Source organism: Streptomyces sp. NPDC104371, assembly GCF_055583785.1.
Genome location: NZ_JBVJNF010000004.1, coordinates 583,633 through 608,672, shown reverse-complemented (window position 1 = coordinate 608,672; position 25,040 = coordinate 583,633). Strand labels below are relative to the sequence as shown.

Annotated in this window: 20 protein-coding genes and 1 riboswitch; of the genes, 14 read left to right on the top strand and 6 right to left on the bottom strand. The window is 73.8% G+C overall.

Going from position 1 to position 25,040, the window contains the following annotated elements; translation table 11 throughout:
• Position 1 precedes the first annotated feature (1 nt).
• On the bottom strand, positions 2–211 hold the full coding sequence (locus tag ACZ60T_RS16845) for a DUF397 domain-containing protein (RefSeq protein WP_469666529.1): 210 nt from the start codon (positions 209–211) through the stop codon (positions 2–4).
• 185 nt (positions 212–396) lie between these two features.
• A riboswitch (cobalamin riboswitch) is annotated at positions 397–536 on the top strand.
• 101 nt (positions 537–637) lie between these two features.
• Between ACZ60T_RS16845 and ACZ60T_RS16840 the strand changes: the two genes are divergently transcribed.
• From ACZ60T_RS16840 to cobC, 13 genes are read left to right on the top strand one after another with little or no spacing between them, the layout of a single operon-like run.
• The gene (locus tag ACZ60T_RS16840; RefSeq protein WP_469666528.1) at positions 638–1,591 is read left to right on the top strand and encodes a cobalamin biosynthesis protein; all 954 of its coding nucleotides are present in this window, start codon (positions 638–640) and stop codon (positions 1,589–1,591) included.
• On the top strand, positions 1,591–3,099 hold the full coding sequence (locus ACZ60T_RS16835; RefSeq protein WP_469666527.1) for a cobyric acid synthase: 1,509 nt from the start codon (positions 1,591–1,593) through the stop codon (positions 3,097–3,099). The genes ACZ60T_RS16840 and ACZ60T_RS16835 overlap by 1 nt, the downstream gene beginning before the upstream one ends.
• A complete protein-coding gene (cobN, locus tag ACZ60T_RS16830) occupies positions 3,096–6,746 on the top strand; it encodes a cobaltochelatase subunit CobN (RefSeq protein ID WP_469666526.1) in 3,651 nt (1,216 codons plus the stop codon). Before ACZ60T_RS16835 ends, cobN begins: the two co-directional genes overlap by 4 nt.
• The gene (locus ACZ60T_RS16825) at positions 6,743–8,737 is read left to right on the top strand and encodes a putative cobaltochelatase (protein ID WP_469666524.1); all 1,995 of its coding nucleotides are present in this window, start codon (positions 6,743–6,745) and stop codon (positions 8,735–8,737) included. Before cobN ends, ACZ60T_RS16825 begins: the two co-directional genes overlap by 4 nt.
• Positions 8,737–9,336 carry a cob(I)yrinic acid a,c-diamide adenosyltransferase gene (gene cobO, locus ACZ60T_RS16820; RefSeq protein ID WP_365620768.1) on the top strand — a complete coding sequence of 200 codons (600 nt, stop codon included), beginning with the start codon at positions 8,737–8,739 and terminating at the stop codon, positions 9,334–9,336. The genes ACZ60T_RS16825 and cobO overlap by 1 nt, the downstream gene beginning before the upstream one ends.
• A complete protein-coding gene (locus tag ACZ60T_RS16815; protein WP_469666523.1) occupies positions 9,330–10,691 on the top strand; it encodes a cobyrinate a,c-diamide synthase in 1,362 nt (453 codons plus the stop codon). The genes cobO and ACZ60T_RS16815 overlap by 7 nt, the downstream gene beginning before the upstream one ends.
• Positions 10,688–11,419 carry a precorrin-2 C(20)-methyltransferase gene (gene cobI / locus ACZ60T_RS16810; protein ID WP_469666521.1) on the top strand — a complete coding sequence of 244 codons (732 nt, stop codon included), beginning with the start codon at positions 10,688–10,690 and terminating at the stop codon, positions 11,417–11,419. The genes ACZ60T_RS16815 and cobI overlap by 4 nt, the downstream gene beginning before the upstream one ends.
• A 56-nt stretch (positions 11,420–11,475) precedes the next feature.
• Positions 11,476–12,294 carry a precorrin-4 C(11)-methyltransferase gene (cobM, locus tag ACZ60T_RS16805; RefSeq protein ID WP_469666519.1) on the top strand — a complete coding sequence of 273 codons (819 nt, stop codon included), beginning with the start codon at positions 11,476–11,478 and terminating at the stop codon, positions 12,292–12,294.
• Entirely contained in the window at positions 12,291–13,550 is a 1,260-nt protein-coding gene (gene cbiE / locus ACZ60T_RS16800) for a precorrin-6y C5,15-methyltransferase (decarboxylating) subunit CbiE (RefSeq protein WP_469666518.1), read from the top strand. The genes cobM and cbiE overlap by 4 nt, the downstream gene beginning before the upstream one ends.
• Complete coding sequence (gene cobJ / locus ACZ60T_RS16795; RefSeq protein WP_469666516.1) at positions 13,547–15,244, top strand: precorrin-3B C(17)-methyltransferase; 1,698 nt, start codon at positions 13,547–13,549, stop codon at positions 15,242–15,244. The genes cbiE and cobJ overlap by 4 nt, the downstream gene beginning before the upstream one ends.
• Positions 15,241–15,825, top strand: a complete 585-nt coding sequence (locus tag ACZ60T_RS16790) for a precorrin-8X methylmutase (protein ID WP_469666515.1) — start codon at positions 15,241–15,243, stop codon at positions 15,823–15,825. Before cobJ ends, ACZ60T_RS16790 begins: the two co-directional genes overlap by 4 nt.
• Positions 15,825–16,751: a sirohydrochlorin chelatase gene (locus tag ACZ60T_RS16785; protein ID WP_469666594.1), complete on the top strand. Its 927-nt coding sequence runs from the start codon at positions 15,825–15,827 to the stop codon at positions 16,749–16,751. Before ACZ60T_RS16790 ends, ACZ60T_RS16785 begins: the two co-directional genes overlap by 1 nt.
• Positions 16,708–17,817, top strand: coding sequence for an Rv2231c family pyridoxal phosphate-dependent protein CobC (cobC, locus tag ACZ60T_RS16780; protein ID WP_469666514.1), 1,110 nt, complete (start codon positions 16,708–16,710; stop codon positions 17,815–17,817). Before ACZ60T_RS16785 ends, cobC begins: the two co-directional genes overlap by 44 nt.
• Here cobC and ACZ60T_RS16775 read toward each other — a convergent pair.
• The 5 genes from ACZ60T_RS16775 to ACZ60T_RS16755 all read right to left on the bottom strand — a co-directional run bounded on the left by ACZ60T_RS16775 (position 17,789) and on the right by ACZ60T_RS16755 (position 23,784).
• Positions 17,789–18,181, bottom strand: coding sequence for a hypothetical protein (locus ACZ60T_RS16775; RefSeq protein WP_469666513.1), 393 nt, complete (start codon positions 18,179–18,181; stop codon positions 17,789–17,791). The two genes, cobC and ACZ60T_RS16775, sit on opposite strands and share 29 nt — an antisense overlap.
• Positions 18,181–20,538: a DUF4132 domain-containing protein gene (locus ACZ60T_RS16770; RefSeq protein ID WP_469666511.1), complete on the bottom strand. Its 2,358-nt coding sequence runs from the start codon at positions 20,536–20,538 to the stop codon at positions 18,181–18,183. Before ACZ60T_RS16770 ends, ACZ60T_RS16775 begins: the two co-directional genes overlap by 1 nt.
• Positions 20,538–21,362: a DUF7737 domain-containing protein gene (locus ACZ60T_RS16765; RefSeq protein ID WP_469666509.1), complete on the bottom strand. Its 825-nt coding sequence runs from the start codon at positions 21,360–21,362 to the stop codon at positions 20,538–20,540. Before ACZ60T_RS16765 ends, ACZ60T_RS16770 begins: the two co-directional genes overlap by 1 nt.
• A gap of 96 nt (positions 21,363–21,458) precedes the next feature.
• Positions 21,459–22,436, bottom strand: a complete 978-nt coding sequence (locus tag ACZ60T_RS16760; protein ID WP_469666508.1) for an SCO1860 family LAETG-anchored protein — start codon at positions 22,434–22,436, stop codon at positions 21,459–21,461.
• Positions 22,437–22,692: 256 nt separating this feature from the next.
• The gene (locus tag ACZ60T_RS16755) at positions 22,693–23,784 is read right to left on the bottom strand and encodes an amidohydrolase family protein (RefSeq protein WP_469666507.1); all 1,092 of its coding nucleotides are present in this window, start codon (positions 23,782–23,784) and stop codon (positions 22,693–22,695) included.
• Between the two features lie 101 nt (positions 23,785–23,885).
• Between ACZ60T_RS16755 and ACZ60T_RS16750 the strand changes: the two genes are divergently transcribed.
• Complete coding sequence (locus tag ACZ60T_RS16750; RefSeq protein ID WP_469666506.1) at positions 23,886–25,007, top strand: pyridoxal-phosphate-dependent aminotransferase family protein; 1,122 nt, start codon at positions 23,886–23,888, stop codon at positions 25,005–25,007.
• The last annotated feature ends 33 nt before the right edge of the window (positions 25,008–25,040 follow it).

The following is a 25,040-nucleotide window of genomic DNA, read 5'->3' as shown; positions in this document are numbered from 1 at the left end:
TTCAGAAGCGGTCCGCTGCCGGGTTCTCGAGTGCAGCCAGCAAACCACACCACGCGGTACGGCGAAAGACGAGCACCGGGCCTTCGCGCCGTTTCGAGTCACGCACCCGCACACGCGCCCCAGCGGCGGCGACTTCGACGCAGGCGCTGTCATCACTGGACGAGTAGCTGCTCTTGGCCCACCCCCGCCCTGACGGGTCCCTGCCGATCACACCGACCTCCTCCTGGCCATGCCGTTCGTCCGCGCCCACCCCGCTCGTACTGCTGTTCTCCTCCAGTGTTCCCGGCTTCCGCTGCGGGGAAGAGCCCAGAAACCGTCGATTCGGCGTACCGATCCGGACTTCCGCCGTGTGGGACCGAGCACACTGTGACGTCGCAGGTCAGGGGGTGGTTGACGGGTGTTCGGGAGGCGTGGTGAACTGCCGGGGCCATACGGCGACAGGAGAGGAAGCCGGTGCGATTCCGGCGCGGTCCCGCCACTGTCACCGGGGAAGTACATCCCGGGAGCCAGGAACTCTCACCGCCGGTCTCGTCGAACCAGGGCGTGGACACCCTGAGTGAGGACAACACCGCCATGCTCGGCTGCCGTTCACGGTTCCGTACCCGACCTTTGACCCGTCCCGCGGCCGACTGAGCCCATGGGTGCCGATCGCGTCTTCGCGTACGGCGCCGCCGCCGGTCTTCTCGGTGACCTCCTGTTCGGCGATCCACGCCGTGGGCATCCGGTCGCCGCGTTCGGGCTGGCCACCGGTGCCGTGGAGCGGGCGGTGTGGCGCGACCACCGAGGGTGGGGCGCGCTGCACACCGCCGTGTGCGCCGGTGGCGCCGTGGCCCTCGGGGCCGTGGCCGCGCGCCGCGTACGTCCCTGCCCCGCCGCGTCCTTCGCACTGACCGCCGCCGCCACGTGGGCCGTTGTCGGCGGCACGTCGCTCGCGCGGGAGGCCCGGAGCATCGGGCGCGCCCTCGACGCGGGCGATGTCGAGGGCGCCCGCGCGCGGCTGCCGCATCTGTGCGGACGGGACCCGCAGGCGCTCGACGCCGACGGGATCGCGCGGGCGGTCGTGGAGTCCGTCGCCGAGAACACCTCCGACGCCGTGGTGGGCGCGCTGGTGTGGGGGGCGGTCGCGGGGGTCCCCGGGCTGCTCGGGTTCCGGGCCGTCAACACCCTGGACGCCATGGTCGGACACCGGTCGCCGCGCTACCGGCGCTTCGGCTGGGCCGCGGCCCGGCTCGACGACGTCGCCGGGTGGCCGGGGGCGCGCCTGACCACCGTACTGGCGGCGGTGGCGGGTCCCGATCCGCGGGGCGCCGTACGGGCCCGGCGTGCCGACGCCGCGGCGCATCCGAGCCCCAACGCCGGGCCCGTGGAGGCCTCGTTCGCGGGGGCGCTCGGGGTGCGGCTCGGCGGGACGCTCTCGTACGGGGGCCGGGTGGAGCACCGGCCGGTCCTCAACGGCGGAGGGCGGGCGGTCCGGGTCGGCGACATCGAGCGCGCCGTACGGCTGTCCCGGCGCGTGAGCGGGCTCGCGCTCGGGGTCACGGTCGCCGGGCGGTTCCTCGCCCGGCGGGTTCTGACGAAGGGACGTCTGTGATGAGCGGCGGACTGCTGGTCGCCGGTACCACCTCCGACGCGGGCAAGAGCGTCGTCACCGCCGGGATCTGCCGCTGGCTGGTGCGACAGGGCGTCAAGGTCGCGCCGTTCAAGGCGCAGAACATGTCCCTCAACTCCTTCGTCACGCGCGAGGGCGCGGAGATCGGGCGGGCACAGGCCATGCAGGCCCAGGCCTGCCGGATCGAGCCGACCGCGCTCATGAACCCCGTGCTGCTCAAGCCGGGCGGCGACCGCTCCAGCCAGGTCGTGGTCCTGGGCCGGCCGGTGGGCGAGATGAGCGCGCGCGGCTACCACGGCGGGCGGCAGGAGACGCTGCTGAACACCGTGCTGGACTGCCTGGTCACGCTGCGGAGTTCGTACGACGCGGTGATCTGCGAGGGGGCCGGGAGCCCGGCGGAGATCAATCTGCGGCGGACCGACATCGTGAACATGGGGATCGCCCGCCCCGCGCGGCTGCCCGTCCTCGTCGTCGGCGACATCGACCGCGGCGGTGTCTTCGCCTCCTTCTTCGGCACCGTCGCCCTGCTCGCGCGTGAGGACCAGGAGTTGGTGGCCGGGTTCCTGGTCAACAAGTTCCGCGGGGACGTCACGCTGCTGGAGCCTGGACTCGACATGCTGCGCGGTCTCACCGGGCGGCGCACCTACGGCGTGCTGCCCTTCCAGCACGGCCTCGGGATCGACGAGGAGGACGGGCTGAGGGTGTCGTTGCGGGGCGCGGTGCGGGAGTCGGAGGTGGCCGCGCCCGTCGGCGAGGACGTGCTGCGGGTCGCCGTGTGCGCGATCCCGCTGATGTCCAACTTCACCGATGTGGACGCCCTGGCCGCCGAACCGGGCGTCGTGGTGCGGTTCGTGGACCGGCCCGAGGAGCTGGCCGACGCCGACCTCGTGATCGTCCCCGGCACCCGGGCCACCGTCCGAGCCCTTCAGTGGCTGCGGGAACGCGGTCTCGCCGACGCGCTCGTCCGCAGAGCCGCCGAGGGGCGGCCCGTCCTCGGGATCTGCGGCGGCTTCCAGATCCTCGGTGAGCGCATCGAGGACGAGGTCGAGAGCGGGCTAGGGGTGGTGGCCGGGCTCGGCATGCTGCCCGTACGGGTGCGGTTCGCCCGGGAGAAGACCCTCGCGCGGCCCGTCGGCGAGGCGCTCGGCGCGCCCGTCGAGGGGTACGAGATCCACCACGGGGTCGCCGACGTCACGGGCGGCGAGCCCTTCCTGGACGGCTGCCGGGTCGGCTCGGTGTGGGGCACGCACTGGCACGGCTCGCTGGAGTCGGACGACTTCCGGCGGGCGTTCCTGCGCGCGGTGGCCGCCACCGCCGGTCGCCGCTTCGTCCCGGCCGCCGACACCTCGTTCGCCGGGCTGCGCGAGGAGCAGCTCGACCGGCTCGGCGATCTGATCGAACAGCACGCGGACACGGACGCGTTGTGGCGGCTCATCGAGTCCGGCGCACCGCTCGGTCTGCCCTACCTTCCCCCGGGAGCGCCTGTATGAGCACGGTGTTGTTGCTGTCCACCGCCGACACCGATCTGCTGGCCGCCCGTGCCTGCGGCGCGGCCTACCGGATCGGCAATCCGACGCGGGTGGATGTCGGCGCGGACCTCGCCGAGCTGGTCGAGGGCGCGGACGTGGCCGTCGTACGGCTGCTGGGCGGCAAGCGCGCCTGGGAGGACGGGCCGGCCCGGCTCAGGGCCCTCGGTATCCCGACCGTGCTCCTCGGCGGAGAGACCGTCCCCGACGCCGAGTTGATGGCGGAGTCGTCCGTGCCCGCGGGCGTGGTGGCCGAGGCGCTGCGCTACCTCGTGGAGGGCGGCCCCGCCAACCTCGCGGAGCTGGCCCGGTTCCTGTCCGACACCGTGCTGCTGACCGGTGAGGGGTTCGAACCGCCGCGTGCCATGCCCGAGTTCGGGGTCCACGGTGAGCGCGCGTCCGTCGCGGGCCGCCCCACCGTGGGCGTGCTCTTCTACCGGGCCCATGAACTGGGCGGCAACACCGCCTTCGTGGACACCCTGTGCGACGCGATCGAGGCGCGGGGCGCCAACGCCCTTCCGGTGTACTGCGGTTCGCTGCGCGGCGCGGACGCCGGACTGTACGAGCTGCTGGGCCGGGCCGACGCTCTCGTCACCACCGTGCTGGCCGCCGGGGGCGCGCACGCCGCGGAGGCGTCGGCGGGCGGGGCCGAGGAGTCGTGGGACGTCGGAGCCCTCGCGGAGCTGGACATCCCGGTGCTGCAAGGGCTGTGCCTCACCTCCTCGCGCGCCGCGTGGGAGGCCTCCGATGCCGCGCTGTCCCCGATGGACGCGGCCATGCAGGTCGCGATCCCGGAGTTCGACGGGCGGCTGATCACCGTGCCGTTCTCCTTCAAGGAGGAGGGCCAGGGCGGCGTACCGGTGTATGTCGCCGACCCCGAGCGGGCCGCGCGGGTCGCCGGGATCGCCGTACGCCACGCCCGGTTGCGGCACACGCCGAACGCGGACAAGCGGATCGCGCTCGTCTTCACCGCCTATCCGACCAAGCACTCACGCGTCGGCAACGCGGTCGGCCTGGACACCCCGGCCTCGGCGGTCCGGGTGCTGGACGCGCTGCGGGCGGCGGGGTACACGCTGTCCGACTACCCCGCCGAGGGCGACGAGTTGATCCACCGGCTCATCGAGGCCGGAGGGCACGACGTCGAGTGGCTGACGGAGGAGCAGTTGGCCGCCGCGCCCGCGCGCGTGCCGCTCGCCGACTACCGGGCGTGGTTCGAGACGCTGGATCCGGGGCTGCGGGAGGCGATGACCGAGGCGTGGGGCGAGCCACCGGGCTCCCTGTACGTCGACGGGGACGACATCGTGCTGGCGTCGCTGCGGTTCGGGAACGTCGTCGTGATGATCCAGCCGCCGCGCGGCTTCGGCGAGAACCCGATCGCGATCTACCACGACCCCGACATGCCGCCCTCGCACCACTATCTGGCGGCCTATCGCTGGCTGGAGAACACGTTCCGGGCCGACGCCCTCGTGCACATGGGCAAGCACGGCACGATGGAGTGGCTGCCGGGCAAGGGGCTCGGGCTGAGCCGGGGCTGCGCGCCGGACGCCGTGCTCGGTGACCTCCCCCTGGTCTATCCGTTCATCGTCAACGACCCCGGCGAGGGCACCCAGGCCAAGCGGCGCGGCCACGCCACCGTCGTGGACCACCTCGTGCCGCCGATGGCGCGCGCCGAGACCTACGGCGACCTGGCCAAGCTGGAGCAACTCCTCGACGAGTACGCCCTCGTGTCCGATCTGGACCCGTCGAAGGCGCCCGCCGTACGGGCCCAGATCTGGACGCTCGTCAAGGCCGCGGAGCTGCACCACGACCTGCACATGGACGAGCAGCCGGACGACGCCGAGTTCGACGAGTTCGTGCTCCACATCGACGGCTATCTGTGCGAGATCAAGGACGTGCAGATCCGGGACGGTCTGCACATCCTGGGCGAGGGCCCTGTCGGTGAGCCGCGGGTGAACCTCGTGCTCGCCGTGTTGCGCGCCTCGCAGGTGTGGGGCGGGCGGGCCCACGCGCTGCCGGGGCTGCGGGCGTCGCTGGCCGCGTGTTTCGGGCTGGTGGAGAAGGAGTTGCTGGCCGAGCCGGGGGCGCCGGTGAAGGTGCCGGTGGAGCTGACGGACCTGGTCGCGGGGCCGGCGCGTACGGCCGCCGACGCCGTCGACCTCCTGGAGACGCTGTGCCGTCGGCTCGCGGAGGGCATGGAGGAGCGCGGCTGGGACAGCGCGAGCGCCCCGGCCCTCGTCCGGGAGGTCCTCGGCGTCGAACTCCCCGACGCGGTCGCCGTGTTGGAGTTCGCCTGCACGGAGGTCGTGCCCCGGCTCACCCGGACCACCGACGAGATCGGGCACCTCCGTACGGCACTTGAGGGCGGTTACGTCCCGGCGGGCCCCTCCGGCTCCCCCACCCGCGGCCTGGTCAACGTCCTGCCGACCGGCCGCAACTTCTACTCCGTCGACCCCAAGGCGATCCCGTCGCGGCTGAGTTGGGAGGTCGGCCAGTCGCTCGCGGACTCGCTGGTGCAGCGGTATCTGAGCGACACCGGCGCCTACCCGAAGTCCGTCGGACTCACCGTCTGGGGCACGTCGGCGATGCGCACCCAGGGCGATGACATCGCCGAGATCCTGGCGCTGCTGGGCTGTTGCCCGGTGTGGGACGACGCCTCGCGCCGGGTGACCGGCTTCGAGGTGGTCCCCCTGGCGGAGCTGGGCCGCCCGCGCATCGACGTGACGGTCCGCATCTCGGGCTTCTTCCGGGACGCGTTCCCGCATGTCGTCGCGCTGATCGACGACGCGGTACGGACGGTGGCCGAGCTGGACGAGCCCGCCGAGGCCAACTACGTACGGGCGCACGCCGACGAGGACACCGCCCGGCACGGCGACCGGCGGCGGGCCACGGCCCGGATCTTCGGGTCCAAGCCGGGGGCGTACGGCGCCGGTCTGCTGCCGCTGATCGACGCGCGCAACTGGCGCTCGGACGCGGACCTCGCCGAGGTGTACGCGGTCTGGGGCGGCTACGCCTACGGGCGCGGCCTCGACGGGCGGGCGGCGCGCGGGGACATGGAGACGGCGTTCAAGCGCATCGCGGTGGCGGCGAAGAACGTCGACACCCGGGAGCACGACCTCGTCGACGCGGACGACTACTTCCAGTACCACGGCGGCATGGTCGCCATGGTCCGGCATCTGACGGGCGCCGATCCCCAGGCGTACGTGGGCGACAGTGCCGTACCCGACCAGGTGAAGACGCGGACGCTCGGCGAGGAGACGCACCGTGTCTTCCGGGCGCGCGTGGTCAACCCGCGCTGGATGAGCGCGATGCGACGGCACGGCTACAAGGGCGCCTTCGAGATGGCGGCCACCGTGGACTACCTCTTCGGGTACGACGCCACGGCCGGGGTCGTGGACGACTGGATGTACGAGCGGCTCAGCGCGGAGTACGTCTTCGACGCCGAGAACCGGGACTTCATGCGGAAGTCCAATCCATGGGCGCTGCGGGGCGTGACCGAGCGGCTGCTGGAGGCCGCCGAGCGCGGGCTGTGGGCCGAGCCGGACCAGGAGACCCTGGACCGGCTCCGGGCGACATACCTCGAACTCGAGGGAGATCTGGAGGGCGACGAGTGAGTTCGTATCCGTTCACCGCCATCGTCGGGCAGGACGACCTGCGCCTGGCCCTGCTGCTGAACGCGGTCTCGCCGCAGGTCGGCGGGGTTCTCGTACGCGGCGAGAAGGGGACCGCGAAGAGCACCGCTGTGCGCGCGCTCGCCACGCTGCTGCCCGCGGTGGACGTGGTCCCCGGGTGCCGCTTCTCCTGCGACCCGGCCGCCCCCGACGCGGGGTGCCCGGACGGGCCGCACGAGCCCGGGGCCGGGGCCGAACGACCCGCGCGGATGGTCGAGTTGCCCGTCGGTGCCTCCGAGGACCGGCTCGTGGGGGCTCTCGACATCGAACGGGCGCTGGCCGAGGGGGTGAAGGCCTTCGAGCCGGGGCTGCTCGCCGCCGCGCACCGGGGCATCCTCTACGTCGACGAGGTCAATCTGCTCCACGACCACCTGGTCGACCTCCTGTTGGACGCCGCCGCCATGGGTGCCTCCTACGTCGAGCGCGAGGGTGTCTCCGTACGGCATGCCGCGCGGTTCCTGCTCGTCGGGACCATGAACCCCGAAGAGGGCGAACTGCGACCGCAGTTGCTCGACCGCTTCGGGCTCACCGTGGAGGTGGCCGCCTCGCGCGAGCCCGACCAGCGGGTGGAGGTGGTCCGGCGGCGGCTCGCCCACGACGACGACCCCGCCGGTTTCGCGGCCCGCTGGGCCGACGAGGAGGCCGCCCTGCGGGCGCGGATCGTGGCCGCGCGTGACCTGCTGCCGTCCGTACGGCTCGGGGACGGGGCGCTGCGGCAGATCGCGGCGACCTGCGCGGCGTTCGAGGTGGACGGCATGCGCGCCGACATCGTGATGGCGCGTACGGCGACCGCGCTGGCCGCCTGGGCCGGGCGGACCGACGTCCTCGCCGAGGACGTGCGCCAGGCCGCGCTGCTCGCGCTGCCGCACCGCCGCCGACGCAACCCCTTCGACGCGCCGGGGCTCGACGAGGACACGCTCGACGAGGCCCTGGAGCGGTCCGGTGGCGGCTCGGACGAGGACGATCCGGATCCGGATCCGGACGGGCCGGGTGGCGGCGGTGGACAGCCGTCGCCCGACGACGGCCCGCAGGGCGGTGACACCGCGGCGCGGCCCGAGGCCGGGGAGAACGGGCAGGCGCAGGCCGCCGGTTCCGGGGAGCAGCAGCCCGTACGGGCGTCCGAGCCGTTCCGTACGAAGGTGCTGAGCGTGCCCGGCGTCGGCGAGGGCGCCGCCGGACGGCGTTCGCGCGCCCGGACCGAGCACGGGCGGACCACCGGGGCGCGGCGCCCGCGAGGGGCGCTGACCAGGCTGCATCTGGCGGCGACCGTGCAGGCGGCGGCACCGCATCAGCGGGCGCGCGGGCGGTCCGGGCCGGGGCTGGTGATCCGCCGGGACGATCTTCGGCAGGCGACGCGGGAGGGGCGCGAATCCAATCTCGTCCTGTTCGTCGTCGACGCCTCCGGCTCGATGGCGGCGCGGCAGCGGATGAGCGCCGTGAAGGGCGCCGTGCTGTCGCTGCTGCTGGACGCCTACCAGCGCAGGGACAAGGTGGGGCTGGTGACCTTCCGGGGGTCGGCGGCCGAGGTGGCGCTGCCGCCGACCTCGTCCGTGGACGCCGCGGCGGCCCGGCTGGAGTCGCTGCCGACGGGCGGGCGGACCCCGCTGGCCGCCGGGCTGCTCAAGGCCCATGACCTGCTGCGGATCGAGCGGCTGCGGGATCCCGCGCGCCGTCCGCTGGTCGTGGTGGTGACGGACGGACGGGCCACCGGCGGTCCCGAGCCGGTCGCGCTCGCCGGGCGGGCCGCGCGCCTGTTCGCCGCCGCGGGCGTCGCGTGCGTCGTCGTGGACTGCGAGTCGGGGCCCGTGCGGCTGGGGCTCGCCGGTCAACTCGCGCGGGATTCGGGCGGGTTGGCGGTGACGCTGGACGAGCTGCACGCGGACCGTATCGCGGGCCTGGTGCGGGACGTACAGGGGATGAGGAGGGCCGCGTAGTGCCACAGGGACAGCCGAGTGTCGTACCGGACGACGGCCTGACGACCCGTCAGCGCCGCAACCGTCCGCTGGTCGTCGTGCACACCGGGGTCGGGAAGGGCAAGTCGACCGCGGCCTTCGGGCTCGCGCTGCGCGCCTGGAACCAGGGGTGGCCGATCGGGGTGTTCCAGTTCGTCAAGTCGGCGAAGTGGAAGGTCGGCGAGGAGAACGCGCTGCGGGTGCTGGGGGCGTCCGGGCAGGGCGGCAGCGTCGACTGGCACAAGATGGGCGAGGGCTGGTCGTGGGTGCAGCGCGACGAGCAACTGGACAACGAGGAGAAGGCGCGGGAGGGCTGGGAGCAGGTCAAGCGTGACCTGGCCGCCGAGACGTACCGGCTGTACGTCCTCGACGAGTTCGCGTATCCGATGCACTGGGGATGGGTCGACACCGACGAGGTCATCGACGTCCTGCGCCATCGGCCCGGTACCCAGCATGTCGTGATCACGGGGCGGAACGCGCCGGAGGCGCTGCTCGGCTTCGCGGATCTCGTCACCGAGATGTCCAAGGTCAAGCACCCGATGGATGCCGGTCAGAAGGGGCAGAGGGGCATCGAGTGGTGACACCCTCCGCCTCCCCCGTCCCCCGGCTGGTCATCGCGGCGCCCGCGTCGGGCAGTGGCAAGACCACCGTCGCCACGGGGTTGATGGCCGCGTTCGCCCGGCGGGGGCTGACCGTCTCCCCGCACAAGGTCGGACCGGACTACATCGACCCCGGGTATCACGCGCTCGCGACCGGGCGTCCGGGGCGGAACCTCGACGCGTGGCTGTGCGGGCCCGAGTTGATCGCGCCGCTGTTCCTGCACGGCGCGCGCGGCGGTGAACTCGCCGTGGTCGAAGGGGCGATGGGGCTGTACGACGGTGCCGCCGGGGCGGGCGAGCTGGCCTCCACCGCCCAGGTGGCGAAGCTGCTGCGGGCACCCGTGGTGCTCGTGGTCGACGCGTCCTCGCAGTCACGCTCGGTGGCGGCGCTGGTGCACGGCTTCGTGTCCTGGGACCCGGAGGTGTGGATCGGCGGCGTGATCCTCAACAAGGTGGCGTCCGACCGGCACGAGGCCCTGCTGCGCGAGGCCCTGGAGTCGACCGGGGTGCCGGTGCTCGGGGCCCTGCGCAGGAGTGCGCCCATCGACACGCCGTCGCGCCATCTCGGTCTGGTGCCGGTCGCCGAGCGGCGGGCGGAGGCGGTGGAGGCCGTCGCCGCGATGGCGGCGCGGGTGCGCGAGGGCTGCGATCTGGAGGCGTTGCTGGCGCTGGCGAGGAGCGCGGGGCCGCTGTCGGACGCGCCCTGGGAGCCGCCGGTCGCCCCCGCGAAGGCGCGGGCCGTGGTCGCCGTCGCCGGGGGCGCGGCGTTCACGTTCTCCTATGCCGAGCACGCCGAACTGCTCACCGCCGCGGGGGCCGAGGTCGTTCCCTTCGACCCGCTGCGCGACGAGCGACTCCCGGAGGGCACCCGTGGGTTGGTGATCGGCGGCGGCTTCCCCGAGGTGTACGCGGCCGAGTTGTCCGCCAACGAGCCGCTGCGCGAGGCCGTCGCCGAACTCGCGCGGAGCGGGGCTCCGGTGGCCGCCGAGTGCGCCGGACTGCTCTATCTCTGCCGGGAGTTGGACGGGCGCCCGATGTGCGGGGTGCTCGACGCGCGGGCCCGTATGGGGGAACGGCTCACCCTCGGCTACCGGGACGCGGTGGCCGTCGGCGACAGCGCCCTCGCCCCGGCCGGGACGCGGATGCGCGCCCATGAGTTCCATCGGACGGTCGTCGCGCCCGGTGCGGGAGCGGCTCCCGCCTGGGGGGTGCGCGGCCCCGAGCGGCGCGTCGAAGGCTTCGTGCAACAGGGCGTGCACGCCAGCTACTTGCATACGCACTGGGCCGCCGCGCCCGGTGTCGCCCATCGGTTCGTGGAGAGGTGCCGGACGTCATGAGCAGCAGGCTGATCGGGGTCGGGGTGGGGCCCGGCGACCCCGAGCTGGTGACCGTCAAGGGCGTCCGCGTGCTGCGGGACGCCGATGTCGTCGTCGTCCCCGTGATGGACTCCGGCGAGCGGGGGCGCGCGGAGGCGACCGTGCTGCACTACGTGCCCGAGGACAAGGTCGTACGCGTCGTGTTCGCGCTCAACGAGCGCACCGACCGGGCGCGGCGCGAGGCCGCCTGGGACGCGGCCGGGGAACGGGTGGCCGAGCTGCTGCGGCGGCACACCACCGTCGCCTTCGCCACCCTCGGCGATCCCCATGTGTACTCGACGTTCACCTATCTCGCCCAGACCGTACGGGAATCGGTGCCGGGGACCGAGATCGGGACCGTGCCCGGCATCACCGCGATGCAGGATCTCGCCGCGCGGTCCGGGGCGGTGCTGACCGAGGGCACCGAGCCGCTCACGCTGGTGCCCGTCACCGCCGGGGCCCATGTGCTCAGGGACGCGCTCGACGGGCCCGGCACCGTGGTCGCGTACAAGTTCGGGCGGCAGGCGGGCGAGGTCGCCGAGGCGTTGCGCGCGAGCGGGCGGCTCGAGGACGCGGTGTGGGGTGCGGCGCTCGGGCTGCCCGAGGAGTCGATCCGCCCGGCCGCCGATCTCGACGGCGCGCCCCTCCCCTATCTGTCCACCCTCATCGCGCCCGCCCGCCGCGACGGCACCCGCGGCGGCAAGGTGTGACCGCACCGCCGACTCCCCCGTCTCACACCCCCGTTCGTAGGAAAGGACCCGTTCCCATGGCCGACGCCCCCACCGGCAAGGTGACCTTCGTCGGTGCCGGTCCCGGCGCCGCCGATCTGCTGACCTTCCGTGCCGCCCGCGCCATCGCCGAGGCGGACGTCGTGATCTGGGCGGCCAGCCTGGTGCGGGCGGAGGTCCTGGAGCACGCGCGCGAGGGTGCCGAGATCCTCGACTCGGCGGCCCTGTCCCTGGAGGACGTCGTCACCGTCTACCGGCGCGCGCTGCGGGAGGGCCTGCGGGTCGCCCGTATCCACTCCGGGGACCCGGCGCTGTGGGGCGGCACGCAGGAACAGCTCGACCGGTGCGCCGAGATCGGCATCGAGACGGAGGTCGTGCCGGGTGTCTCGTCGTTCTCGGCCGTCGCCGCCCTCGCCGGGCGGGAGTTGACGATCCCCGAGGTCGCGCAGTCCGTGGTGCTCACCCGGCTCGGCGGCGGCAAGACGCCCATGCCGCCCGGCGAGGAGGTGCGTGAGTTCGCCCGGCACGGCACCACCATGGCTGTCTTCCTCTCGGCGGCCCGCAGCGGGCAGTTGGTACGGGAGTTGCTGGAGGGCGGGTATCCCACGGCCACCCCGGTCATCGTCGCGCACCAGGTGACCTGGCCGGAGGAGCTGGTCGTGCGGTGCACGATCGGGACGCTGGAGGAGACCGTCAAGCGGCACCGCCTGTGGAAGCACACCCTCTTCCTGGTCGGCCCGGCGCTCGACGCGCACGGCACGCGCTCGCATCTGTACCACCCCGGCCACTTCCACGGGCACCGCAAGGCCGACCCCGAGGCCCGCAAGGCCCTGCGCGCACGGGGTGCGGGCACATGATCACGGTCATCGGTATGGGTACGGGCGCGCGTACGGGTACGGGGGCGCCGCTTCCGGCGGACGTTCTCGCCGGGGCGGACCTGGTGGTGGGCGGGCGGCGGCATCTGGACGCCGTACGCCTGCCCGAGGGGGCGCGGCATGTCGTCCTCGGGCGGACCGCGCCCGCGCTCGACGCGATCGAGCGGTCGCTCGGCGAGGGGCGGCGGGTCGTCGTCCTCGCCTCCGGGGACCCCGGGTTCTTCGGGATCGTCCGGCTGCTGGCCGAGCGGTTCGGGCCCGAGCGGCTGGACGTACGGCCGGGCGTCTCCTCGGTGGCCGCCGCCTTCGCGCGGCTCGGGCTGCCGTGGGACGACGCGGTGGTGGTGAGCGCGCACGGACGTGACGCGCGGACGGCGGTGAACGTGTGCCGGGCGCATCCGAAGGTCGCGGTGCTGACCGGGCCCGGTGCCGGTCCCGCCGAGCTGGGGGCGGCGCTCGCGCGGGAGCCGGGTGAGCGGGTCCTCGTCGTGGCGAGCGCGCTCGGCGATCCGGAGCGGGAGCGGGTGGAGCGCGTGACGCCCGCCGAGGCGGCGGTACGGGACTGGGGTGCGGCGGTGAGCGTGGTGCTCTGCCTCGACCCGGCGCGGGCGCTCGGGCCGGTGCGTACGGTCGCCGGGCCGCCGCCGGGTCCCGCGGGGTGGGCGCTGGAGGAGAGCGCCTTCGCCCACCGCGACTCGATGATCACCAAGTTCGAGGTGCGCGCCCTGGCGCTGGCCCGGCTCGGGCCCCGGCGCGGGGAGCTGGTCTGGGACGTCGGCGCGGGCTCCGGGTCGGTGGCCGTCGAGTGCGCCCGGCTGGGCGCGGCCGTCGTCGCGGTCGAGCGGACGGACGACGGGGCGGAGCGGATCCGGGCCAACGCGGCGGCCCACGGTGTGGACGTCCGGGTCGTGCACGGCGCCGCGCCGGACGCGCTGGCCCCGCTCCCCGACCCCGACGCGGTGTTCGTCGGCGGCGGTGGACGCGAGCTGCCGGACATCGTGGCGGTGTGCGCGCGGCGCGCCCGGCGGGCGGTGGTGGTCGCCATGGCGGCGCTCGACCGGGTACCGGCGGCGCGTGCGGCGCTCGTCGCGGCCGGGTTCTCCTGCGACGGCGTGCTGCTGCACTCCTCGCGCCTCGCGCCGCTGCCGGGGGACGTGACCCGGCTCGCGGCGACCAACCCTGTCTTCCTGCTGTGGGGCACGCGGCCCCCGGCGCGTCATGAAGGAGTCGTTCAGTGATCGGCCTGATGTCCGCGAGCGCGGCGGGGGCGGTGGCACGCGACCGGCTGGCCGCGGCCTGGCCGGACCGCACCCGGGTGTACGACGGTCCCGTCGGGGACGCCGTACGGGCCGCCTTCGCGGAGTGCGAGCAGGTGGTGTGCTTCCTGGCGACCGGCGCGGTCGTCCGGCTGATCGCCCCGCTGCTCGGGGACAAGGCGTCCGACCCGGGCGTGGTGTGCGTCGACGAGGGCGGACGCTTCGCGGTGTCCCTCGTGGGCGGCCACGCGGGCGGCGCGAATGAACTCGCCCACGCGGTGGGCGAGGTGCTCGGAGCACACCCGGTGGTGACGACCGCGACGGACAGCGCGAACCTGCCGGGCCTGGACACCCTCGGCTTCCCGGCGGAGGGCGCCGTCGCGCCGGTCTCACGGGCGCTGCTGGACGGGGAACGGGTCGCCCTGCGGGCAGAGGTGCGGTGGCCGTTGCCGCCGTTGCCGGTGAGCGGTGTGGAGGCTGTCGGCGGCGAAGGCGCCGAACCCCCGTACACAATTCGCGTCACCGACCGTGTCGTTCGGCCCGGTGCGCGGGAGGTGGTCCTGCGGCCTCCGACTCTCGTCGTGGGGGTCGGGGCGTCCAAGGGGGTTCCGGTCGCGGAGGTGCTCGCGCTCGTCGACGGGGCGCTGCGGGATGCCGGGCTCTGTGCGCGTTCGGTCGCCGAGTTGGCCACCGTGGACGCCAAGGCCGACGAGCCCGGTCTCGTGGCGGCGGCGGAGCGGCTCGGGGTGCCTCTGGTGACGTACCCCGCCGGGGAGTTGGCGACGGTCGACGTGCCGAACCCGTCCGCCGCGCCGCTGGCCGCTGTCGGTACGCCGTCCGTCGCGGAGGCCGCCGCGCTCGTGCGCGGAGGTGAACTCCTCGTCCCCAAGCGGAAGTCGGCCATGGCCACCTGCGCCGTCGTACGCCGCCCCGGCCGCGGCCGGCTCGCGCTCGTCGGGCTCGGGCCGGGCGCGCGGGACCTGCTGACCCCGCGCGCGAAGGCCGAACTGCGGCGCGCCTCCGTACTCGTGGGCCTTGACCAGTACGTCGACCAGATCCGCGATCTGCTGCGCCCCGGCACCCGCGTCGTGGAGTCGGGGCTCGGCGCGGAGGAGGAGCGGGCGCGCACGGCGGTCGCCGAGGCCCGCGCGGGGCACGCGGTCGCGCTGATCGGCAGCGGTGACGCGGGGGTGTACGCGATGGCGTCGCCCGCGCTCGCCGAGGCGGCCGACGACATCGACGTGGTCGGGGTGCCCGGTGTCACGGCCGCGCTGGCGGCGGGCGCGCTGCTCGGCGCGCCCCTCGGCCACGACCATGTGTCGATCAGCCTCTCCGACCTGCACACCCCCTGGGAGGTCATCGAGCGCCGGGTGCGCGCCGCGGCCGAGGCCGATCTCGTGGTGACCTTCTACAACCCGCGCAGCCGTGGCCGCGCCTGGCAGTTGCCCATGGCCCTCACGATCCTCGCCGGGCACCGGACCCCGACGACGCCGGTCGGTGTCGTACGGAACGCGTCGCGCCCCGACGAGTCCAGCTGCCTGACGACCTTGGCGGCGCTGGACCCGGCGACGGTCGACATGATGACGGTCGTGACCGTGGGCAACACCGCCACCCGCGAGATCGCGGGCCGCATGGTGACGCCGCGCGGCTACCGCTGGCAGGAGGCGGAGAAGTGAACCGTACGGTCCATCCGATCGAGCAGGAGTCCTACCGGCGGCTGCGCGCCCGCCTGGACACCTCGCATCTGCCGCCGCTGACCCGGGCGGTGGTGGAGCGGGTCATCCACTCCGCCGCCGACCTCGCCTACGCGAGCGACCTCGTCCTGAACGAGCGCGAACTCGCCGCCGCACACGCCGCGTTGCACGCGGGCGCGCCCGTCGTGGTGGACGTGGAGATGGTCGCGGCGGGGATCACCCGGCGGGAGACCGTGTGCCGCCTCGAGGACGCCACCTCCGGTCCCGGACGGACGCGTTCGGCGCACGCGGTCCGGCTGGCCTACGAGGAGGTCGGCCCCGGAGCGCTGTGGGTGATCGGCTGCGCGCCGACCGCCCTGGAGGAACTGCTGCGGCTGGACGCCGCGCCCGCGCTGGTGATCGGGCTGCCGGTCGGCTTCGTCGGCGCGGCGGAGTCCAAGGCCGCGCTGCGCGCGAGCGGGCTGCCCGCGGTCAGCAACGTATCGGAGAAGGGTGGTTCGGCGGTCGCCGCCGCCGCGCTCAACGCCCTTCTCTACCACCCCACTTCGAAGGAGACCCCGTGATCACGCCGCCGCCCGCCCTGCTCGTCGCCGGTCATGGCACCCGGGACGAGGCCGGAGCCGAGGCATTCCGCGCCTTCGTACGGGAGTTGGGGCGCCGCCGTCCCGAACTGCCCGTCGCGGGCGGCTTCATCGAGCTGTCGCCGCCGCCGCTGGGCGAGGCGGTGACCGAGCTGGTGGAGCGCGGGGTGCGCCGGTTCGCGGCCGTACCGCTGATGCTGGTGTCCGCCGGGCACGCCAAGGGGGACATCCCGGCGGCGCTGGCCCGGGAGAAGGAGCGGCACCCCGGGATCTCGTACACGTACGGGCGCCCGCTCGGCCCGCACCCGGCGCTGCTGACGGTCCTGGAGCGGCGGCTGGCCGACGCGCTGGACCCCTCCTGGGAGCGGGGCGAGGTCACCGTCCTGCTGGTGGGCCGCGGCTCGACCGATCCGGACGCCAACGCGGAGGTGCACAAGGCGGCGCGGCTGCTGTGGGAGGGGCGCGGGTACGCGGGCGTGGAGACGGCGTTCGTGTCGCTGGCGGCGCCGGATGTGCCGAGCGGCCTGGACCGGTGTGCGCGGCTGGGCGCGCGGCGGGTCGTCGTCCTTCCGTACTTCCTGTTCACGGGGATCCTGCCGGACCGGGTGCGGCGGCAGACCGAGGAGTGGGCGGCGGCGCACCCGGACACCGAGGTGCGCTCGGCCGATGTCATCGGCCCGGAGCCGGAGTTGCTCGACCTGGTGTGGGAGCGGTACGAGGAGGCCGCGGCGGACGGGGTGCGGATGAACTGCGACGCGTGCGTGTACCGGATCGCGCTGCCGGGCTTCGAGGACAAGGTGGGCCTGCCGCAGCAGCCGCACTTCCATCCGGACGACGAGGGCCACGGAGGTCACGGGCACGGCCATGGCGGCCACGGGCATCACCACCACGCCGGGCACGCGCACTGAGATGGGCGACCACGACCTGCGGCACCACGGGGACGCGGAGATCCGTGACGACGGGGCGGCGCTGACGGACCTCGCGGTGAACGTCCGCGCGGGCACGCCGCCGGTGTGGCTGCGCGAGGTGATCGCCGCGTCGCTGGGCGACCTCGCCGCGTACCCCGACGGGCGGGCCGCGCGGGCGGCGGTGGCGGCCCGGCACGGGCTGCCGACCGAGCGGGTCCTGCTGACGGCGGGCGCGGCGGAGGCGTTCGTGCTGCTCGCCCGCGCGCTGAAGGTACGCCGACCGGTCGTGGTGCACCCGCAGTTCACGGAGCCGGAGGCGGCGCTGCGGGCCGCCGGGCACACGGTCGACCGGGTACTGCTGCGCCCCGCGGACGGCTTCCGCCTGGACCCGTCACGGGTCCCGGACGACGCCGACCTGGTGGTGCTGGGCAACCCGACGAACCCCACGTCCGTCCTGCACCCGGCGACCACGCTCACCGAACTGGCCCGCCCAGGACGGACGTTGGTGGTGGACGAGGCGTTCATGGACGCGGTGCCGGGCGAACGCGAGACCCTGGCGCACCGAACGGACGTACCCGGCCTGGTGGTTCTGCGCAGCCTGACCAAGACCTGGGGCCTGGCGGGCCTGCGCATCGGCTACGTCCTGGCCGCCCCGGACACGATCACCCTCCTGGAACAGGCGCAGCCCCTGTGGCCGGTCTCCACCCCCGCCCTCACGGCGGCGGAGGCATGCGTGTCCCCCAGGGCACTCGCGGAAGCGGCCGACGCGGCGGACCAGTCGGCGACGGACCGGGCGTATCTGGTGGCAGGGCTACGGGAGTTCGCGCCGCACGGCCTGACGGTGACCGAACCGGCGGAGGCCCCGTTCGTCCTCGTCCACCTGCCCGAGGCGGCGGCGCTCCGCCACCACCTCCGAGACCTCGGCTTCGCGGTCCGCCGCGGCGACACGTTCCCGGGCCTGGACCACCAGTGGCTACGGCTGGCGGTACGGGACCGGGCGACGGTGGACCGGTTCCTCGGGGCACTGGGCCGGTCTCTCACCCTCCTGCGAGCGCGACGAGCTTGATGAAGACCACGTCGGGATCGACGGTGAGATCCACGGTCTCGTCGAGGTCCTCGACCTGGCGGTCACCGGCCAGCATGAAGAACCCGTTGGCCAGGAAGGCACGCTCGGCGATCTCCGCCTGGCGCTCCCCGTCGATGCGGCGGGGCTCGCGCAGGCGGTAGCCGTTCATCTCCGTCTCGGCGTCGAGAGGACGGACCAGGCCGTTGAAGCGGTCGCTCGGGCGGGCGTTGTGCCGGGCGACCTCCTCGCGGACCCGGAGCCTGATCAGCTCCCGTACGGTCATCCGTTCCGGCAGCCCGGCGACCTCCCACTCGGTGACCGCCCTGCCCGACGCGGTCTCGTCCCGGAATGTCACAGTGGCCATCAGAGTCCTCGCTGGATCTGCGTGAGGATGGATACGTCGGTGATCTTCGTGTCGTCGGCGAGCAGGAGGGCCTTGCTGAGGATCAGGGACAGCCGTTCGTCCTCGAACGGCAGGAACACCCTGCCGTCCTTCGAGCGCCGGTCCGGGACGATGCACAGGTAGCTGTCGTCCGGTCCCATCAGGATGTTGGCCGAGCCGAGGTGGATCCTGTAGGTGCGCAGATCGCCGCGGACGATCAGGAAACGGCCGTCGAGCGAGCACCGGTCGGCGATCTTCAGGCGCGGCAGGATCCGTTCCAGGGCGTCACGACGGATCTCGGCGCTCTCCGTCAGCGCACCGAACGTGGTCGTCCGCCAGTACCCGGTGAAGCGGTCCTCACCGTGGTCGATCCACTCGGGATCGGCGGCGATCGAGGTCACGCCCACGAACAGGTCCACATCGCGCATCGCCTCGCTGAACACCAGCGGCGGCACGTCGGCGAGCGGCGCCTCGCGCCAGGCGCTCCCCACCCGGCGGTCGAACCGCACCTGATCGGTGGAGGCGAGTTCGTCCTCCCCGGCCCGGTCGGCCCAGGTGTGGAAGAAGCGGACCCGCCACTCCCCCGCCGCGAAGGCGCGCTCGGCCTCGTCCCCGTCCTCGCCGTCCCAGGGGCCGATCCGGCGGCTCTTCCACCCTCGGGCCCGGAACAGGGCGGACATCCTGAGGTAGTGGACGAGGTGGGCGGCGAAGCGGTTGGAGTAGACGCGGGTCTGCTCCTCGGCCGGGGTGAGGAGGTAGATCTCGCGGAACGCCTGCTTGAACGGCTGCCGTAGGCACCGCTCAGTGAGCAGGTCCCGCCAGGCCCGTACGGTCTGAGGGTCGGAGCGGAGGGGGTGCCAGAGGCGTACGGAGGCGTGGTCGGGCGCGTCGGGGAGGTGCTCGTCCGTCTCGGGCAGCACGGCCCGCCACTCGCCGGGTGCGACCTCGACCTCCCAGATCAGCCGGCGCACGAGGGTCCGGGCAAGGGGGTGCCCGGCCAGCTCGGTACGCCACCAGCCGTAGGGGTGCACGGCCTCGGCGGTGAAGCCGCCCTCCAACGCCCCCAGCAGGGTGGCGAGTTGGGCATTCACCCGCTTCACCAGGTCGCGCAGTTCCTTGACCACGGCGGCGTGGTCGCGGCGGACCGGCGCCGGGACACCGCGCAGCGGGCGGCCGTCCTTCTCCCAGGTCAGCGTGGCGGTCTCGGCGACCGTGACGACGGCCTCGTAGTCGCCGACCGTCCGGCGCAGGACACCGCCCGCCGCGGAGCCGCTGACGGGTGCGGTCTCGAACTCCAGCCGCGGTAGCCGCAGGGCCACGTCGGTGCGGTCGGCCAGGGCCACATCGACCTTCTTGAGCATCTTGTCGAGCTGCCGGTGCACCCCGGCGTGCCGCACGGTCCGGCGCACGGTGCGGATCGCGGTCACCAGCTCGGGCGTCGGGAACTCCTGTGCCGCGCGGACCACTTCGTACAGCAGCGCCTGCGACGGAAGCGTCTTCGCCCCGGTCGGGGCGAGAGTGACGCCGGGCAGCAGCCGTTCGAACAGCTTCGGCAGCCAGGGCTCGTCGCGCAGCAGCGCCACCCGCAGAGCCTGTCCGAGCGAGGTGATCTCCCGGTCCATGAACGCCTTGTCCGGCCGGTAGGGGATCGCGCCGTCCCGGATCGCGTCGGTGCGGTCGGCCGCCGCCTCCAGCGCGCGCCGGGCGAACGCCACGTACGCGGGGTTGTCGGCCGCCCTGCGCCAGACGTGGGCGTGCGGCGAGTCGACGAACCTGTGGTCCCGGTCGATCTCGGACAGCAGCGCCCGTTCGGCCGGAGCGAGGCCGGCGATGACCGTCATCTCCTCCGCGATGATGGGGCCCACGTCACGGGAGAGGTGTTCCACGGCCGCGCGCAGTGTCTCGTCGCCCGCGAGTCCCGCGATCGCGAGCAGCGCGTACGGCTGGCGTACGGGAGCCTGCTCCAGCCACAACCCGACCAGGGTGCGCACCGGTTCGGACACGTCGGGCAGCGGTCCCGTGCAGTGCTCCAGCGCGTCCAGGCCCTGGGTGAGGTCCACCCAGCCGTGCTGCTCGCACCTCTCGGCGAGCGCCTCGAACATCCGGCGGCACGCGTCGGGCGTGTACCGCGGCTGTCGTCCTGTGGCCACTTCCGCCACGAGCGCCTGGTGGACCACCCTGGTCGCGTGCGTGGCCGAGAGATCCACCCGGTGGTCCGCCACGAGCAGGTCACCGAGGTCCTCGTCGGAGACCCGCGACAGATCGGGGCGCGTGGCCTCGTCCTCGAACGTGAAGTCCGGGTCGGTCAGCGCCCGCATGAGCTGGGCTACGAGGTCCATCAGGCGCCCCTCTTGATCTGCCGGAGGATCGTCCTGTCGGTGATCTTCGTGTCGTCGGCGAGCAGGAAGGCCTTGCTGAGGATCAGGGAGAGCCGGTCGTCCTCGAACGGCAGGAACACCTTGCCGCCGCCCTTGCCGTGTGCCGGGACGATGCACAGGTAGGCGTCGTCCGGTTCCATCAGGATGTTGGCCGAGCCCAGGTGGATCCGGTACGTGCTCAGGTCCCCGCGGACCACCAGGAAGCGGCCGTCGAGCGAGCACCGGTCGGCGATCTTCAGGCGCGGCAGGATCCGTACCAACGCCTCGCGACGGACCTCCGCGCTCGCCGTCAGCTCGCCGAACGTGGTCGTCCGCCAGTACCCGGCATAGCGGTCCTCGCCCCGGTCGGTCCAGTCGGGATCGGCGGCGATCGAGGTCACCCCCACGAAGAGGTCCACATCGCGCATCGCCTCGCTGAACACCAGCGGGGGCACGTCCGCGAGCGGTGCCTCGCGCCAGCGGCGGCCGTTCCGTCGCTCGAAGCGGACCTGGTCCGTCGCGGCGTACTCGGGCGCGTAGCCGCCGCCGTCGTCCGCGGCGGGCTCGTGGTGAAAGCAGACCCGCCACTCGCCACCGCCGAACTCGGCCCGGGTCGCCGCGCGTATCGCCTCTATGCGCTCGTACTCCCCGGGTCCCCGCGCCGCTGCGGCGGAGTCCCACACAGGATCCGTCCGCTGACGCTCCAAGAGGTCGACAAGCCAGCGGACGCGATCGAGCGCGGCGCACCTCACGTCGTCCAGCGAGTCGTTCCTGCGGGATTCGGCCATCAAGGCGTCGTACACCATGGCGGGATGATGGCAGGGGGGACTGACAACGCATGCCGGGCCGCTGATCGGCCGGGGCGGGCTCGGTCGTCACCGGGCCCGCCCCTGCCGGGTCGCTCAGCTACGGCGGCGGCGTGCCAGTACCACCGCTCCTCCGCCCGCCGCCAGCAGAGCCACCGCTCCGCCCGCGATGTACGGCGTCATCGAACTCGAGCCGGTCTCCGCGAGGTTCGTCTCCTTCGCGGGCTCGCCCTGCTCGCCCTGGGCCTTCACGTCGCTCGCGGGTTCCGCCTTCGGCTTCGTGCCGTTCGTGTCGTCCGTGGAGGACTTCTCCGGTGCCGTGGACGCCTCCGGTTCGGTGGCGGCCTGTGAAGGCGACGACGCGGACGGTGCGCCCGCCGGGCTCTCGCAGGTCGCGCTCGCGAGGGTCACCTTGCCCTCGACCTCCGCCACGTTCAGCTTCAACGGGTTGACGGACACGGTGAGTTCGAGGGCGGAGGCCGCCGCCGTGCGGGTGGTGGTGTGGGTCGGCGACAGGGCGAGTCGTACCTCGCCGACGCCCGGCACCTTCACCTCCGTGGTGCCGCTCGCGGACACCGTCACCTTCTTGCCGAGCACGGTCACCGGGCCCAGCAGGTCCGCCGAGGCGACCGGCTTCTGTCCGGCCGCGCAGACCGCCTTCGACGTGACGCCGTCGACCTCGATGAGCGAGAGCAGCGGCAGACCGGGGACATGGACGCGGGCGTGCGCGAGGCGGGTGGTGGCCTCGGCGCGGGTCGCGGTCACCGTGGCCTTCGTCGAGGCGACGTCGGCCTGCAACACGCTGAACGGGCGCCCGCCGTCGACGCCGTCGAGGTGGACCGAGAGCGCGGTCCGGTCGGCGCTCTGCGGTGCCTGGACCTCGTTGAGGGTGACCGCGAGCGGCACGTTCACGCTCTTGTTGAGCAGGGACACATCGAGCCCGGTCCGCAGGACGACGGCACCGGCGCGACCGTGCTCGGTGGTCGCTCCGGCGGGCCCGGCGCCGGCGAGCACCGCGGGACCGGCGGCGAGGGCGGTGGCCACCGCGATGGTGGCCAGACGGCGTGCGGGCATACGGAAGTTGGTGTTCAAGGTGGTGGGACCCCCAGTGAGGACATGCTTGGGACCCCGAAAGAATCACCGGCCGCCGAACACGGCGTCAGCGATATGGCAGCGCTTCACTCCTTCGTGGCGCTCTCGCGAACGCGTTCGGAATTCGCGGCACGCTTGTTCCCGCTCGCCGTCCTCGGCTCACCCGCACCGGGGGCGTACGCAGCGCGTGGTTGACCTGCGGCGCACGGCGGGGCACGCGGCGTGCGCCGCCGCCCGCCTACCCGATCACCCTGCCGTTCACCACCACGAGCCGCGGTGCCGCCAACACCCGTACGTCCGCGCGCGGATCCGTCTCGTACACCACGAGGTCCGCCGGGGCGCCCTCCTCCAGACCGGGACGGCCGAGCCAGGTGCGCGCGCCCCACGCGGTCGCCGACAGCGCCGCGAGCGGCGGGATCCCGGCGGTCACCAGCTCCGCCACCTCCGCCGCCACCAGACCGTGGGGCAGCGAGCCGCCCGCGTCGGTGCCCACGAACACCGGGATCCCGGCGTCGTACGCGGCCCGCACGGTGTCGTACCGCCGCTCGTGCAGCCGTCGCATATGGGCCGACCAGCGCGGGAACTTGGTCTCGCCGCCGTCCGCGAGCTTCGGGAAGGTCGCGATGTTCACGAGCGTCGGGACGATCGCCACGCCCCGCTCGGCGAACAGCGGGATCGTCTCCTCCGTCAGCCCGGTCGCGTGCTCGACGCAGTCGATGCCCGCCTCGACCAGGTCCCGCAGCGACTCCTCCGCGAAGCAGTGCGCGGTGACACGCGCGCCCAGGCGGTGTGCCTCCGCGATCGCCGCCTGGACGGCCTCGCGCGGCCAGCACGCGGACAGGTCCCCGGCCTCCCGGTCGATCCAGTCGCCGACGAGCTTGACCCAGCCGTCGCCGCGCCGGGCCTCCTGGGCGACGTAGGCGACGAGGTCCTCGGGCTCGATCTCCCAGGCGTAGTTGCGGATGTAGCGCCGGGTGCGCGCGATGTGCCGACCGGCTCGGATGATCTTCGGAAGGTCGTCGCGGTCGTCGATCCAGCGGGTGTCGGACGGCGAGCCCGCGTCGCGCAGCAGCAGCGTTCCCGCGTCGCGGTCGGTCAGCGCCTGCTTCTCGGAGACGTCGTCGGGCACCGGGCCGTGGGCGTCGAGGCCGACATGGCAGTGCGCGTCGACCAGGCCGGGCAGGACCCAGCCCTCGACGGTACGGACGTCGCGGGCGCCGACCGGGCGTTCGTAGGCGATCCGGCCGCCGACCACCCACAGTTCGTCGCGGACGTCCTCGGGCCCGACGAGCACCCGCCCCTTCACCTGCAGCACCACGTGATCGCTCATGTATCGCACCCTAGTTCCGCCCCCGCCGGTCCCGTCCACCCGTCGGAGGCCTCTTCTCGGCGGCGGGACGGGCGCCGGATACCCTCGACTCCGTCGAACCCATGACTGAAGAGAGCACCGTCGTGACCCACCCCTTCCTGGACCTCGCACCGCTGAGCGCCGCCCGCTTCGCCTCGATCGAGGACCGCGTGGCCCGGCTGCTCTCCACCACGCAGGACGTCGTGATCATGCAGGGCGAGGCGCTGCTGCCGCTGGAGGGCGCCATCCGCGGGTGCGCCGGGCCCGGTACGACCGCGCTGAACGTGATCACCGGTCCGTACGGGCAGACCTTCGGCGACTGGCTGCGCGACTGCGGCGCCACGGTCCACGACCTTGCGGTGCCGTTCCACACGGCGGTCACCGCGGACCAGGTCCGCGAGGCGCTGGCCGCGCACCCGGAGATCGACTTCGTCTCCCTGGTGCACGCGGAGGCCGCGACCGGGAACACCAACCCGGTGGCGGAGATCGGCGCGGTCGTACGGGAGCACGGTGTGCTGTTCTACCTGGACGCGGTCGCCTCGATCGGCGCCGAGCCGGTGCTGCCGGACGCCTGGGGCGTGGACCTGTGCGTGATCGGCGGGCAGAAGGCGATGGGCGGCCCGGCGGGTGTGTCGGCGGTGTCGGTGAGCGAGCGGGCCTGGGCCCGGATGGCCGCGAACCCGAAGGCGCCGCGCCGCTCGTACCTGTCGCTCCTCGACTGGAAGGAGCGCTGGGTCGACGGCGGTCGCAAGGTCCTGCTGCACGCTCCGGCGCAGTTGGAGATGCTGGCGCTGGAGGCGTGCGTGGAGCGGATCGAGGCGGAGGGCCTGGAGACCGTGATGGCCCGGCACCGGTCCGCCGCGGCGGCGACACGGGCCGGTGCGCTCGCGCTGGGCGGGGGCCTGGAGCCGTACGTGTACGAGGCGACGGAGGCGGCACCGGTCGCCACGACGCTGCGGACGCTGTCCGGCGTGGTCGCCTCGGAGCTGGTCGCGAGCGCCCTGAAGACGGACCCGGCGCTGCCCCTGGCCGCGGGCGGAGGCGCGCTCGCACAGGAGATGATCCGCGTCAACCACTACGGCCCCGACGCGACGCCGAAGACCGTACAGGCATGCCTGACCGCCCTGGGCACCGCACTGGGCGCGTACGGGGTGACGGTGAACGCGGAGGCGGCCCAGGAGGCCGCCGCGGCAGCCTGGAAGTAGAACACGCGGGGGCGGGACCGAAGGGTTCCCGCC

Coding starts and splice junctions, on each gene's coding strand:
- ACZ60T_RS16840 (WP_469666528.1), top strand. CDS start 638: ATGGGTGCCGATCGCGTCTTCGCGTACGGCGCCGCCGCCGGTCTTCTC.
- ACZ60T_RS16835 (WP_469666527.1), top strand. CDS start 1,591: ATGAGCGGCGGACTGCTGGTCGCCGGTACCACCTCCGACGCGGGCAAG.
- cobN (WP_469666526.1), top strand. CDS start 3,096: ATGAGCACGGTGTTGTTGCTGTCCACCGCCGACACCGATCTGCTGGCC.
- cobI (WP_469666521.1), top strand. CDS start 10,688: ATGAGCAGCAGGCTGATCGGGGTCGGGGTGGGGCCCGGCGACCCCGAG.
- cobM (WP_469666519.1), top strand. CDS start 11,476: ATGGCCGACGCCCCCACCGGCAAGGTGACCTTCGTCGGTGCCGGTCCC.
- cbiE (WP_469666518.1), top strand. CDS start 12,291: ATGATCACGGTCATCGGTATGGGTACGGGCGCGCGTACGGGTACGGGG.
- cobC (WP_469666514.1), top strand. CDS start 16,708: ATGGCGGCCACGGGCATCACCACCACGCCGGGCACGCGCACTGAGATG.
- ACZ60T_RS16775 (WP_469666513.1), bottom strand. CDS start 18,181: ATGGCCACTGTGACATTCCGGGACGAGACCGCGTCGGGCAGGGCGGTC.
- ACZ60T_RS16770 (WP_469666511.1), bottom strand. CDS start 20,538: ATGGACCTCGTAGCCCAGCTCATGCGGGCGCTGACCGACCCGGACTTC.
- ACZ60T_RS16765 (WP_469666509.1), bottom strand. CDS start 21,362: ATGGTGTACGACGCCTTGATGGCCGAATCCCGCAGGAACGACTCGCTG.
- ACZ60T_RS16760 (WP_469666508.1), bottom strand. CDS start 22,436: ATGCCCGCACGCCGTCTGGCCACCATCGCGGTGGCCACCGCCCTCGCC.
- ACZ60T_RS16755 (WP_469666507.1), bottom strand. CDS start 23,784: ATGAGCGATCACGTGGTGCTGCAGGTGAAGGGGCGGGTGCTCGTCGGG.
- ACZ60T_RS16750 (WP_469666506.1), top strand. CDS start 23,886: ATGACTGAAGAGAGCACCGTCGTGACCCACCCCTTCCTGGACCTCGCA.